Origin of the sequence: Synoicihabitans lomoniglobus (assembly GCF_029023725.1) — a bacterium.
Taxonomy (GTDB): Bacteria; Verrucomicrobiota; Verrucomicrobiia; order Opitutales; family Opitutaceae; genus Actomonas; species Actomonas lomonigloba.
In genome coordinates this window covers 3,102,961-3,116,037 of the sequence record NZ_CP119075.1, presented here as the reverse complement: position 1 = coordinate 3,116,037, position 13,077 = coordinate 3,102,961, and the positions used below count along the sequence as shown (strand labels likewise).

Below are 13,077 nucleotides of genomic sequence, written 5' to 3'. Positions count from 1 at the left end.
AGACGCTCCATCAAGAGTGTTTCGTTCAAACTACCCCTTGAATCATGTCCATTAGAGGTGCTGTTTTAGCATTTTTAACGTGATCCATGGGGTAGTGGTATCGGTTTGTTTAATAATCCACCAAGTCAAACTACCGAATAGTATTAATATAATACCCCATGGAATCTAATATAACCAGATGCATACGCCATACTGCCGGATCGATGATGGCTGTCTTGCTGACCAGTGCACCGATGCTGGCTCAAAGCACGGACGCCGGGAGTCCGATCGACGACGAGGATGTGCTTGTGCTCTCACCGTTCGAGGTCACGGCCGCCGATGAATCGGAAGGCTACGCCGCTGCCTCCACCCTCGCGGGAAATCGGTTGAACACCGACATCAAGGATTTGGGCACGTCGCTATCCGTCTATACGTCGCAGTTCTTGTCGGATATCGGCGCGACTGACAACCAATCGCTCTTAAAATACACGCTCGGCACGGAAATCGGGGGCGTGAACGGCAACTATTCTGGTTCCGGAGGGGGCACGGCTCCAAACTCCGATGCCTCCTACCTGAACCCGCAATCGACCAATCGCGTGCGTGGTCTGGTTTCGGCCGATAATACGCGGGACCTTTACCTGTCTGGTATTCCTTGGGACGGTTACAACATCGACGCAGTCGATCTGCAACGCGGGCCCAACGCCATTCTATTTGGGCAGGGCAGCCCCGGTGGTGTGATCAACACCCGCACTAAACAGGCCACTTTTCGGGATTTGAACGAGATCGGAATACGAGTTGATCAATACGGCAGCATCCGTGGCACGGTCGATTTCAACCGCGAACTCATCGACGATGAACTCGCCGTTCGCGTGGCCGGGGTAGTGAATCGTGGTAAGTTCAAGCAAAAGCCGGCGTTCGAAAATTTTGACCGCCAATGGGTGGCGATGCGCTGGGAACCGGGGTTTCTGAAGGAGGGCAGTGCCCGCACCATTTTGAAGGCGAACTACGAACGGGGAGATTCCAGCAGTAATCGGCCTCGCAACATGCCGCCGGGAGATCGCATCACACCATGGTTCACGGCCTTGAACAAAGAACTCTACAACATGGCGTGGCAAAACAGTCCGTATGTTGATTTACCGGGTCGTGGCACCGCGTCGGTCAACGACGCCAATGGCGACCCCAATCCCGGCTTCAACGAGTGGGTGAACACGAACTACGGTAACAACTACTTCGGCGGGTCCGAATTTTGGTTTCTTCCGGGCTCGACCGATCCGGTCCTGGGCATGGCAATCAACGAATACACTTATCTGGGTCTCGGCCCGGACGGCACGCGTGACGGCGCCGTAGGCGGCATCGCCCCCGGCGGTCCTCACGGCATCCGCGGTTACCGTGATTGGGCGTTGGCGACCGGGCAACCTTTCGCCAGTTTGGTCAAGGATCGCTATATCACCGATCCGTCGATTTTTAACTTTTACGACAATCTGCTGGACGGTGAGATCAAACGCGAATGGAGCGATTTCGAGACCTTTGACGCGTCCCTCAGCCAAACGTTCTTCAACGATAAAGTCGGCTTCGATGTCGGCTATCACTATGAGTCTGTAACGAATGGAAACTACTCCCCCATGGTGGGAGGCAATGGCACCCTCTTCGTCGATTATTACTCGATCTGGCCCGATGGCACCAATGAGGCCGCCGGCGGATATTACACCGACGGCACGCCCAACCCCGGAGCCGGACGGCCGTTTGTCCAACTGGGCAACGGGGCGGGTGAGAGCACGACGGAGCGCGACAGTCTGCGCGGCACCGGGTTTGTCACCCATGACTTTGCCAAGGGGGATGACAGTCACTGGCTCTTGAAGCTGCTCGGCCAGCACACACTCACCGGGATGGCGTCTAAAGACGAATACAACTCCCACGGTCGGAACTGGGCGCGCTCCGCCTTTGACAACGCATGGTTCGGCCAGCCCTTCTTCGAGGATATCCGCAATGCCAACGGGCGCTTCTGGGCCGATTTTATCCCCATTCGCACCCAATACGTGGGCGACAGTCTGGTGGGTAAAAACCTCGGCGACGACTTCGGGATTATCACGCCGGTGGGTGACCCGACCCTGGGGGATACCGTTTCACTGCGTTATTTTGATTCGACTTGGAATGCGGTGGGCGTTGATCCGGGGGCGGTTTGGTATAACAACGCCTCCGCCGGCACCGTGGACGGACCCTATGAATCCACTCAATCAGAGAATCCGGCCAACTACGTTGGCTGGGTGACTCGAGATGTCGGGCTCATTCATGCCGATAGTCCTGAAAACATTCAACGGCTGACGACCGGCCAAAGTTGGGACGACCGCTCCAACGAAGCCTATGCATTCGTTTGGCAGGGTAAGTTTTGGAATGACTCGATCATCGCGACGGCGGGAACCCGCCATGATGAAGTCTATCAGAAGCGCACAACATGGGACCCTCAGAATGTGCCCAACCGGGGAGAGGGAGATCTCACTCAGGTTACCCCCACGGTCGACGAACTCGGACCGATAGAAGAGGATTCCGATAGCTGGGGAGCCGTCGTTCACCTCAATCGTCTGCCACTGGTGGGCCGATTTGCCGAGAAACTCCCCGTCAACGTCAGTCTGTCTTACAACAAGTCCAACAACTTCCAAACCGGGCAGGTCTTTACCGACTATTTTGGTCAGCAGCTGCCGTTGCCCGCCGGTTCAACCGAGGACATGGGCGTCATGCTCGCGACCAAGGACGGCCGCTTCTCCCTCAAAGTAAACAAGTTTGAGTCCACGGTGCAGAACAATCCGTCTTCCTCGATTCAGTTTTGGAATTACGGCAACAACGTCGGCATCTACGCCCAATCCTGGTCACAGTTTAAATACAACTACGAGACGAAGGGGAACCCGAACAGCCAGCGCTACGGCAGTAACGTCACTTCCGACCTGCCCCATCCCGAGCCCGGCGAGCAATCGCTGAAGTATACGGTGGATTACGGGCCGGTTGACGGACAGACCGAAGCCGAAGCGGACGCATTGGAAAACGCCGTCATTCAAGCTTGGGATCAATGGCTCGTGGAAATGGCGCCGCTGCCCGAAATCATGGCCAACGCGTGGGGCTTTAGTTGGGAAACCGACGACCTCTCTGAATCCGGGCTTTCCTCATTTCGCCTTACCAGCGAACTCGTGGCCGAGGGGTATGAAGCCGAACTACATGCTCAAATCACCGACAACTGGCGGCTGACCGTGAATGCATCCCGCATCGAATCCAGTCTCGATAACATTGGTCAGACGCTCGCACCCGGTGGTGAAATGACGCAGATCGAATACCTCCTCGATTTCGATCGGCGTCTCAATGAAACCGTGATGGGCGATCTCCGTATCTGGGGTGGTGGTGGTGGCTCCAACGCTCGCCAAAATTGGCAGGGCCACGCGGACGGCGACCTCAAGGCTCGTTTGGCCGAACAAGGCACCACCGTGCCGGAAAATCGACTGTGGCACGTGAATATCATCACCAACTACGATTTCAAGGAAGGCCGGCTCAAGGGCTGGACCGTGGGTGGTTCTGCTCGCTACCAGTCCGCCGCTACCTTGGCTTACACGCCCTTTCAAGGCGATGGCTTCATCGGCTACGATCTGGACGCTCCCTACCGCGATAACTCGGAACTCGATTTCGATGTTTGGGTGGGCTACGGCCGGAAAATCTGGAACGACAAGATCGATTGGCGCATGCAACTGAACATCCAAAATGTCGGCGTCGGCAACGAGCTCGTGCCGGTAACGGTGCAGCCCGATGGGACGCCTGCCGCGTATCGCATAAAACCGCCGCAACAGGTATTCCTCACCAATACCTTCAAGTTCTAGGTTGATTCCTCGTTGAAGGAATAACACGAGCCTCCCTCCTGGAGATAGTTTCAGGGAGGGGGGCTTTTATCGTTTGGGGTCTGATACCCCGAGCTTGGTCGGAACATACGACCGCGTCGGCGCGCAAAGAATACGCTCAACTCGGCGAGAAAGCAGCGGCAAACCACAGGTGTGTTATCGCACGCCAGCACGCTCTCACGCATTGGAAATGAAACACCCAGCATGGGCCGCTCGACTGCGGTTTGATCACATGTTGCGGAGGATGATCCGGGGATGCTCACGCAAGTTTTTCGGTGCACTGTGGGCTGAGGAATTCAGGGCACAGAATATGGTTGTAAGTGAGCAGAGCGACGAGGCGCGGTGGCGCCATGCTGTGGGTTTCCCTTAGGATACAGAAGTCGCTGGCGGGTGAAGCATGCGCGATTTGAAGACGGCACGCGCATAATTCCGCATCCACGCCACCGAGGACGGCAAGTCGGGGACGGCGGAGGTAATGTGAAATAGCGTTTCGCTGCGCGACTTTGGAGAAAGAAAGCTAGATCCGGTTGGGAAGGGCCGCCTGTTTGCGTCGAAACGCCGTGGGGGTGACGCCGAACCGCAGTCGAAATTTGCGATAAAAGCTGTTCGGGTCCGTGATGCCAATGAGTTCAGAAATGACCATGATCTTGGCGCGGGGCTGCTCCACCAAGAGTCTCGCGGCCATAAGCATTCGCGTATCCTCGATAAACGCTCGCACGGTGCAGTGTTTGAGACTGCGAAAGTTTCGTTCAAGTTGGCGTCGGGAGATACCCACCTGCTCCGCGACTCGCTCCACCCCAAGGCGAGAGTCAGAACAATGTTCTGAAATGTAGGCCGTCGCCTGGCGGATGTAGGAATGTTCCCATGGATCGACGCCGGTGCTCCCTCGGGTGATCACGGCGCGAGGAGGGATGAGCACCGGCTCATAGGGAGATGCGCGTCCTTGCAACAGGGTGTCGAGCAAGTCGACCGCCCGCCGGGCAACATGCTCCCAATCCACGTCGATGCTGGTCAGGTCGACCAGACTCGACGTGTGCGCCTCCACATCGTTACCGACTCCAATAACTGCCAACTGCCGTGGCACGTGGACGCCCACGTCGTGAGCCGCCGCGAGAACGCGCCCTGCGAGGCAATCGTTGAAGGCCAACAGCCCCGTGTTTTGGCGCAGCGAATGGAAAAGCGTGGCCACCGCCTGTCGCCATTCCGTGTCGTTGTCGTGCCACGTTTGACCGATGCGCCGATGGGCCGGAGGTAAAAATCGACATTCATATCCGTGAGCGCGAAGCACGGTGGTGAATCCTTCTCTTTGCCAGTGATTGCAGGAACTGTCCGTGAAAGGGGCCCACACGAAGGTGCGACAATTTCGATCCAGGAGATGCTGCGCGGCCATGCGTCCGATGGCTACGTGGTCCAGTTCAACCCGCGGATGCGTCCGACGGTCGGTCGTTCCACCCACGGTAACGCACGGCACGGGGAAATGCCCGATCAGATCGGTGATTTCCGCATGACATGACGCGATGGCAATAATCCCGTCCCCTTGCCATCGACTCGGAACGACCCCGGTGTGAATCATATCAGTGATCAAATGCCAGTTTTGCTCGCGAGCCCGCGATGCGAGACAACGCAACAAATCCGGCTGCGGAACTTGGCTCGCTAACAGCACCCGTCGAACTCGGGACCCAATTTTTGTTCGCTGAGGGATTCCTCGCGTGACGCGGCCCGGGTCTGTTGTGATCCCGGAAGTCGTCAACGTCGCTCGACCGGAGGCTTCCGTAGAGTCAACGAGTATGCCGGTCGGATTCATGGGGAAGGGGAGGAGCGGGGTCGGGTATCATGCCGCAAAAAACGGTGACGAGCCGGAACCCGGCCTGACGCGGTTCATCGGACCCGAGAGCACAAACCCTGGTCAAGTGAGCGTTGGTTAAGGGTAGACTATTACCCGGGTGATAACTTCCCGCGATTGGCGTTCCCGTGTGATTGATCGCCAACGCTGGGCGTCCGAGAGGGGGGGGGGCGACATGGAGGCCCCCTACATTGTCGAAAGTGGAGCGACGAAGTGGAAGAAAGCCCGGCACTGCTATTCTAACTTTGGTAACCATGACAGCTTCCGCCTTCCCAGTGTCGATTTGCTTGCTCGATGCCTCGAGGAAACAGCGTCGGCATCGGCGCTCATGGCGCGTATCTCGGCGACGTTCTTGGCTCGGTCGGTGAGCCGAAGTTTCGCGGTGGTGAACACCTTCGTTTTAAGAGAAATCCATTTTTTCTTGCCCGCGATTGTGAAGCGACCGTAGTAACCGCCTCCCTTATGGCGGCGATGGTTTCAAATCTTCGTCGTCGTTAAGGTCTGTTCATTGTTCGTCTCCCTCGTGGTTCCGTGAATAACGGACTTAGTATACAAGTCATAATACGTTATTCATTAACTATTTGCCGCTTTAGCTCAGTTGGTAGAGCGACTCATTCGTAATGAGTAGGTCATCGGTTCGACTCCGATAAGCGGCTCCAGTTTCCCCACCGGCTTCGACGAACAGGCAGGATTAGCGGGGGAGGCGGAAGGCCTCCTCAGTTGTTGGCGATATCGTCGTCGTCCAAACCGCCTTGCAGCTTCCGATACAGGGAGAGGGTGTCGATTTCGGTCCGCAGGGCCTGCCCGTAGAGCTCCAACCGTTCGCGGACATCGAGGGTTTCCAGAAGCTGTTGTTTGAGTTGGGCGCTGTCGCAAAGCGTGAAGGCGGCCAGATCCACAAAGGTTTCGGGATCGTCCACTGTGCGCAAAAACTGGGAGAAGCCCTCCGGAATAGCCGCTCCGAGCTGGCGTTTTAGCGAAATGAGTCGTTCGACCCGGCGGCGCAGGCGGCGGCTTTCGGGGCCGACTTCGCCCGACGTGCTGGTGAGGGCCTTGATCCGAATTTTTCGATAGGGTTCCTCCGCCACGACGTCGAGGCATTCAACACGGGTGAGGCCTTGCAGCAGTAGGTTCGAGGTGCCGTCTTCGTTTTGGTTGCATGCCCGCACAATGCCCGCCGTGGCGATGCGTTGCCCGCGCTCCTCGGTCGGATCCGAGGCGGGATGCAGCCCGGCGATCGCAAAAATCCGATGAGAGGCGAGCACGTGCTCCAACATCTGCCGGTAACGCGGCTCAAAGATGTGCAAGGGCATCAGGGCCTGCGGGAAAAACGCCACCTCGGGCAGGGTCATCACCGCGATCTCGTCGGGCACCACTATTTCTGTTTCCACGCCACGACCCTACTTCGTTCAAGTCGACCTGCAAGCCCGCGGCGCAGAAGTGCGTCAGTGTCACACTTGCGCTGGAGATCGTGGCACAAGGTGTGCCACCGTGGCGCGATTAGAGGGCGGGGGAAGCGGAGTCACGAAAAGGAATAGAATCGTAAGATATTGAATAATAGCGTGATAGTATTTATATCGGGAGGCGGGCACAGTGACTGCTAAACCAACGGCATGAGCCGCATTCTCGGTATTGATTTAGGCACCACGAACTCCTGTATGGCCGCTATGGAAGGCGGAGAGCCCGTGGTGATCCCCAACGCGGAAGGCGCCCGCACCACGCCTTCGATCGTCGCATTCACCAAAACAGGCGAACGTCTGGTTGGTCAGGCTGCCAAACGCCAAGCTGTGACGAACCCGCGCAACACGATCTTCTCGGCCAAGCGCCTGATCGGTCGCAAGTTCTCCGAAGTGAGCGAGGAGGCCAAGAACCTGCCTTATAAGGTGGTCTCTGGCAAGAACGACGACGCCTACATTGAGGCGCAAGTCGGCGATAAAACGGAGCAGTTCGCGCCCCAGCAAATCGCCGCCTTCGTGCTGCAAAAGCTCAAGGCCGACGCCGAATCCTATCTCGGTGACAAAGTCACGCAGGCCGTCATCACGGTTCCCGCCTACTTTAATGATGCGCAACGCCAAGCCACCAAGGACGCCGGCAAGATCGCGGGTCTCGACGTGCTGCGTATCATCAACGAGCCCACCGCCGCCTCGCTCGCCTACGGACTCGACAAGAAATCCGACGAGAAGATCGCGGTCTATGACTTGGGTGGTGGCACGTTCGACGTTTCCATCCTCGAGATCGGCGACGGCGTGTTCGAGGTCAAGGCGACCAACGGTGACACCCACCTCGGCGGTGACAACTGGGACGAAGCGCTGATCAACTGGCTCGTCGACTCGTTCAAAACCGAACAAGGCATTGACCTGCGCAGCGACCCGATGGCCCTGCAACGCCTCAAGGAAGAAGCGGAAAAAGCCAAGATCGCCCTGTCGTCCGCTCAGTCGACCGACATCAATCTGCCGTTCATCACCGCCGACGCCAGCGGCCCGAAGCATCTTAATATCACGCTCTCCCGTTCCAAGATGGAGCAGGTTTGCGACAAGCTCTTCGCCCGCACGCTCGCTCCGTTCAAGGCCTGCTTGAAGGACGCCGATCTCGATTCCGCCGGCATCGACGAACTCGTGCTCGTGGGTGGTATGACCCGCATGCCCAAAGTGGTCGAACTCGCCCGCGAACTCGCCGGCAAGGCGCCGCACCAAGGCGTGAACCCCGACGAAGTCGTCGCCATCGGTGCCGCCATCCAAGGTGGTGTGCTCGCCGGCGATGTCCGTGACGTGCTCTTGCTCGACGTGACTCCGCTCACGCTCGGCATCGAGACCGCCGGAGGGGTTTCGACCCCGATGATCTCGCGCAACACGACGATCCCGAGCAAGAAGTCCCAGACCTTCTCCACCTACGCCGACAATCAGCCCTCGGTTGAAATCGTCGTACTCCAAGGCGAGCGCCCCATGTCCAAGGACAACAAGTCGCTCGGCACCTTCCGTCTCGACGGTATTCCGCCGGCTCCCCGCGGCACGCCACAAATCGAGGTCATCTTCGACATCGATGCGAACGGCATTCTCCACGTCACGGCCAAGGATAAGGGCACCAACAAGGAGCAGAAGATCACCATTCAAGGTTCCTCTGGCCTCTCCTCCGACGAGGTTGAGAAGATGACCAAGGAAGCCGAGCTCCACGCCGAAGAAGACAAGAAGCAAAAGGAGTCCGTCGAAACCAAGAACCAGCTCGATTCCACCATCTACCAGATGGAGAAGACGCTCAGCGAAAACGCCGACAAGCTGCCCGACGACATCAAGGGCAAGATCGAGCCGGCCATCGCCGAAGCCAAAAAGGATCTCGAGTCCGGCGACGTCGACAAGATGAAGGCCGCCATGGAGAACCTCTCCAAGGTCGGTCAGGAACTCTACGCCAAAGCCGCTGAAGCTGCCCAAGCTGCCGGAGTCGATCCGGCTGCCGCGGCCGCCGCCGCCGCCGGTGGTGCTGAAGGCGAAGCCTCCGCTCCCAAGTCCGAGAAGAAGGTCGACGGCGATGTCGTCGATGCCGACTTCGAAGTCATGGACGACGACGACAAGAAAAAGAGCTAACCCTTTTGAATCGCCGTTCCCGGTTCGCCGGGGCGGCGATTCGTTAATCCAAACCCTCCCTCAATTCTTCATTCTCAACCCTAACATATAATCATATGGCTAAAGTAAGTATCAAACCCATCGGCGATCGCGTGCTCGTGCAGCATCTCGAGGAAAAAGAACAAGTCCGCGGTGGCATCATCATCCCGGATTCCGCCAAGGAAAAGCCACAAGAGGCCAAGGTCATTGCGCTCGGCACGGGCAAGAAAGATGACGCCGGCAACGCCGTCGCTTTCGAGGTCAAGGTCGGCGACATGGTTCTCCTCAGCCCCTACGGCGGTTCCGAGGTCAAGGTCGACGGACAAAAATACAAGCTGGTGCGCGAGGACGACATCCTCGGTGTCATCGTTTGATATCCACAAAACCACTACACCCAAAATTTAGATAATTAAGACATATGGCAGCTAAACAACTCCTCTTCGATGAGGCCGCTCGTTCCAAGATTCTCAAGGGCGTCGAGCTCCTCTCCCGCGCCGTCAAGGTGACCCTCGGTCCCAAAGGCCGCAACGTCGTCATCGACAAGAAATTCGGCTCCCCGACCGTCACCAAGGACGGCGTGACCGTGGCCAAGGAAGTCGAGCTTCCCGACGCCTACGAAAACATGGGCGCCCAGATGGTGAAGGAAGTCGCTTCCAAGACCTCCGACAACGCCGGTGACGGCACCACCACCGCGACCGTGCTCGCCGAGGCCATCTACCGTGAAGGTCTCAAAAACGTCGCCGCGGGTTCCAACCCGATCTTCCTCAAGCGTGGCATCGACAAGGCCGTCGAGGCCGCCGTCGCCCAGCTCCACAAGGTCTCCAAGAAGGTCAACGACCGCGAAGAGATCCGCCAGGTCGCGACCGTCTCCGCCAACTGGGACACCGAGATCGGTGACATCATCGCCGATGCCATGGACAAGGTCGGCAAGGACGGCACCATCACCGTCGAAGAGGCCAAGTCGATCCAGACTTCCCTCGACGTCGTGGAAGGCATGCAGTTCGACAAGGGCTACCTCTCGCCTTACTTCACGACCAACCAGGAAAACCTGGAAGCGGTCCTCGAAGACGCCTACGTGCTGATCCACGAGAAGAAGATCTCCTCCCTGCAGGACATCCTTCCCCTCCTCCAAGCCGTCTCCAAGACCGGCAAGCCCCTCCTCTTCATCGCTGAAGACATCGAGGGCGAGGCCCTGGCCGCGCTGGTGGTCAACAAGATCCGTGGCACGCTCAACGTCTGCGCCGTCAAGGCTCCGGGCTTCGGCGATCGCCGTAAGGCCATGCTCGAAGACATCGCCGTCCTCACCGGTGGTCAGTGCATCACCGAGGACCTCGGCGTGAAGCTCGAGAACGTGCAGCTGTCCGATCTCGGCCAAGCCAAGCGCATCGTCGTCGACAAGGAGAACACCACCATCGTCGAAGGCGCGGGCAAGTCCTCCGACATCCAAGGCCGCGTGAAGCAAATCCGTCGTCAGATCGAAGAGACCTCTTCCGACTACGATCGCGAGAAGCTCCAGGAGCGCCTCGCCAAGTTGGCCGGCGGTGTCGCCGTCATCAACGTCGGTGCTTCCACCGAGGTTGAGATGAAGGAGAAGAAGGCCCGCGTTGAGGACGCCCTCCACGCGACTCGCGCCGCGGTTGAAGAAGGCATCGTCCCCGGTGGCGGTGTTGCGCTCCTCCGCACGGCAGCCGCCATCGAAAAGGCGGAGCTCGAAGGCGACGAAAAGATCGGTGCGTCCATCGTGCGTCGTGCGATCGAGGCTCCCCTCAAGCAACTCTGCTTCAACGCTGGTGTTGATGGCGGCGTCGTCGTGCAGACCGTGCTGAAGAGCAAGGGTGGCAACGGCTACAACGTCGCGACTGACGTCTACGAGGACCTCATCAAGGCCGGTGTCGTCGACCCGACCAAGGTGACCCGCACCGCGCTCCAAAACGCGGCGTCGATCTCCGGTCTGCTCCTCACCACCGAGTGCATGATCACCGAACTGCCCGAGAAGAACCCCGCCCCGGCTGGCGGCGGCGGCGGTGACATGGGCGGTATGGGCGGCATGGGTGGCATGGGCTACTAAGCCCTGTTTCACTCGGTCATCCGAAAAACTTACGACGCCTCGTCCCGCTCCGCGGGGCGGGGCGTTTTTTTTGGCAAACTTCGAGGGATCGAAAAGAGGAGGGACCAGTTCCACCCGGTCCGCGTTGCCCCGCAGTTACGCACCCACCTATGGGGCAACGCGGACGACGTGGAAGTCGTCCCTCCGTGTCCTATCGTCGCAACTCATGAGCAGCCGTGAGCACCTCAGCCGGCACGGTTTCGGAGGTGATCCAGCCGTGATTGGCGTAGCTGATTAGGCGATCGATTTCGCCGGGGAGTTGGGCGACGAGGTTCTCCTGTTTTTCGGCGAACCGCGCGATGTCTTGGTCGAAATCGGAAGGCGGGGGGCTGGCGAGCGCGATGGATCCGACCGGACCCTGGGCCTGCCAGGTGCGCATGACACGGCGTTGCCGAAACGGAGTTGCGACGAGGACGACGCGGTCTAGTGCCCATCCGGCGGCGCGAGCCCGTTCCAGAGTGAAACGCACATTTTCACCCGTATTGGTGGAGTCGGGCTCGATGAGCAGCGCCTCCGTTGGAATGAGGGGGAATTCCGCCCGTAGAGTAGCGGCGAAAGCGGTGGCTTCGGGTTGGCCCAAATCAGCCGAACCCGCGCCGACGCCACCCGTGAAAATGAGGCGCGGTGCGGCTCCGGCTTGCCAGAGATGCCCGCAGTGCCGGGCGATCCGCAGATCGAAGTGGCCGAATCCGATGATCGCGTCGCATGGTTCGCCGGGGAGCGGCGATCTTGGGGCCAGGTAGCGGTAAACGATCTCGGCGGCGGGCAACGACATGGGGCGGGCAGGGGGAACGGAAACTAAATTGGCGTCGCGGGTGAGGCTACGATGATTTGCGCTTTCCACCGCGAGGTTGGCGCGGTTCGGTGGAGGGCGTTCATGGAAGTCATTTTTTTAGGCACCGGCACCTCGCAAGGCGTTCCCATGATCGCGTGTGACTGCGCGGTTTGCACGTCGAGCGATCCCCGCAACAAGCGCACCCGGTGCTGTATTCATGTGGTGATGGACGGGTTGCACATTCAAGTCGATGCGTCATCCGAGTTTCGCCTGCGGTGCGTGGAGGAGAAGATCAACTGGATTGATTTTCTCATTCTAACCCATGGTCACGCCGACCACATCACCGGCATGGATGATTTGCGGCGTTTCTGTGATCTCCACGGCGGGGAAGCGATCAAGGTTTACTCCACCGACGAAGGCATGAGCCGGGTGCTCTCGATCTATCCCTACGCGATCATGGATCGTCCGCTGGTGCGGGGTTATGCGGCGTTTAAACTGGACGAAATGCCCGCGCGGTTGGAGTTGGAGCAGGGCACGATCGAGTCGACGTTGCTGCCACATGGCGGCGTGAATACCCTGGGTCTCGTTTTTACGGAACGGAGCAGTGGCAAGAAGTTCACCTACTATACGGATTGTAAACGCGTGCCGCAGGCGGCGGTGAATCTGGCGAAAGGCTCCGATGTCGTGGTGCTCGATGGACTGCGGCCACAGCCGCATCCTTCCCACATGTCGATTGATGAAGCCACGGCAGTCGCCGAGGAAATCGGGGCTCCGTTGACCTACCTGACCCATCTGACCCACTACACCGACCACGCGGAGGCGGAGGCCTTGTTGCCGTCAGCGGTGCGGTTTGCCTACGACGGGCTCCGGCTCGACTTATAAACGTCGTCAAAACGTCGCCG

The 13,077-nt window shown here is 58.8% G+C and carries 9 protein-coding genes and 1 tRNA gene; 7 read left to right on the top strand and 3 right to left on the bottom strand.

What is annotated here, in order from left to right:
• The first annotated feature begins 203 nt into the window (after positions 1-203).
• Entirely contained in the window at positions 204-3,836 is a 3,633-nt protein-coding gene (locus PXH66_RS12260) for a TonB-dependent receptor plug domain-containing protein (protein ID WP_330931782.1), read from the top strand.
• 535 nt (positions 3,837-4,371) lie between these two features.
• Here the strand turns inward: PXH66_RS12260 and PXH66_RS12255 are convergent.
• The gene (locus tag PXH66_RS12255) at positions 4,372-5,244 is read right to left on the bottom strand and encodes an AraC family transcriptional regulator (protein WP_330931805.1); all 873 of its coding nucleotides are present in this window, start codon (positions 5,242-5,244) and stop codon (positions 4,372-4,374) included.
• A gap of 747 nt (positions 5,245-5,991) precedes the next feature.
• Between PXH66_RS12255 and PXH66_RS12250 the strand changes: the two genes are divergently transcribed.
• Together PXH66_RS12250 and PXH66_RS12245 are read left to right on the top strand one after the other, a co-directional pair.
• Positions 5,992-6,195 carry a hypothetical protein gene (locus PXH66_RS12250; protein WP_330931781.1) on the top strand — a complete coding sequence of 68 codons (204 nt, stop codon included), beginning with the start codon at positions 5,992-5,994 and terminating at the stop codon, positions 6,193-6,195.
• An 85-nt stretch (positions 6,196-6,280) separates the two neighbouring features.
• Positions 6,281-6,356: transfer RNA gene (locus PXH66_RS12245), tRNA-Thr, on the top strand.
• Positions 6,357-6,413: 57 nt separating this feature from the next.
• Here the strand turns inward: PXH66_RS12245 and PXH66_RS12240 are convergent.
• The gene (locus PXH66_RS12240; protein ID WP_330931780.1) at positions 6,414-7,088 is read right to left on the bottom strand and encodes an LON peptidase substrate-binding domain-containing protein; all 675 of its coding nucleotides are present in this window, start codon (positions 7,086-7,088) and stop codon (positions 6,414-6,416) included.
• Between the two features lie 222 nt (positions 7,089-7,310).
• Between PXH66_RS12240 and dnaK the strand changes: the two genes are divergently transcribed.
• The 3 genes from dnaK to groL all read left to right on the top strand — a co-directional run bounded on the left by dnaK (position 7,311) and on the right by groL (position 11,361).
• Complete coding sequence (gene dnaK / locus PXH66_RS12235; RefSeq protein ID WP_330931779.1) at positions 7,311-9,275, top strand: molecular chaperone DnaK; 1,965 nt, start codon at positions 7,311-7,313, stop codon at positions 9,273-9,275.
• A 95-nt stretch (positions 9,276-9,370) separates the two neighbouring features.
• Positions 9,371-9,667, top strand: a complete 297-nt coding sequence (locus PXH66_RS12230) for a co-chaperone GroES (RefSeq protein ID WP_330931778.1) — start codon at positions 9,371-9,373, stop codon at positions 9,665-9,667.
• Between the two features lie 44 nt (positions 9,668-9,711).
• Positions 9,712-11,361: a chaperonin GroEL gene (gene groL, locus PXH66_RS12225; RefSeq protein WP_330931777.1), complete on the top strand. Its 1,650-nt coding sequence runs from the start codon at positions 9,712-9,714 to the stop codon at positions 11,359-11,361.
• A 190-nt stretch (positions 11,362-11,551) separates the two neighbouring features.
• On the opposite strand, the gene PXH66_RS12220 is transcribed toward groL, so the two are convergent.
• On the bottom strand, positions 11,552-12,175 hold the full coding sequence (locus PXH66_RS12220; RefSeq protein ID WP_330931776.1) for a YdcF family protein: 624 nt from the start codon (positions 12,173-12,175) through the stop codon (positions 11,552-11,554).
• A gap of 102 nt (positions 12,176-12,277) precedes the next feature.
• Between PXH66_RS12220 and PXH66_RS12215 the strand changes: the two genes are divergently transcribed.
• Complete coding sequence (locus tag PXH66_RS12215) at positions 12,278-13,057, top strand: MBL fold metallo-hydrolase (RefSeq protein ID WP_330932014.1); 780 nt, start codon at positions 12,278-12,280, stop codon at positions 13,055-13,057.
• Positions 13,058-13,077: the final 20 nt, after the last annotated feature.

Coding starts and splice junctions, on each gene's coding strand:
- PXH66_RS12260 (WP_330931782.1), top strand. CDS start 204: ATGATGGCTGTCTTGCTGACCAGTGCACCGATGCTGGCTCAAAGCACG.
- PXH66_RS12255 (WP_330931805.1), bottom strand. CDS start 5,244: ATGGCCGCGCAGCATCTCCTGGATCGAAATTGTCGCACCTTCGTGTGG.
- PXH66_RS12250 (WP_330931781.1), top strand. CDS start 5,992: ATGCCTCGAGGAAACAGCGTCGGCATCGGCGCTCATGGCGCGTATCTC.
- dnaK (WP_330931779.1), top strand. CDS start 7,311: ATGAGCCGCATTCTCGGTATTGATTTAGGCACCACGAACTCCTGTATG.
- PXH66_RS12230 (WP_330931778.1), top strand. CDS start 9,371: ATGGCTAAAGTAAGTATCAAACCCATCGGCGATCGCGTGCTCGTGCAG.
- groL (WP_330931777.1), top strand. CDS start 9,712: ATGGCAGCTAAACAACTCCTCTTCGATGAGGCCGCTCGTTCCAAGATT.
- PXH66_RS12220 (WP_330931776.1), bottom strand. CDS start 12,175: ATGTCGTTGCCCGCCGCCGAGATCGTTTACCGCTACCTGGCCCCAAGA.
- PXH66_RS12215 (WP_330932014.1), top strand. CDS start 12,278: ATGGAAGTCATTTTTTTAGGCACCGGCACCTCGCAAGGCGTTCCCATG.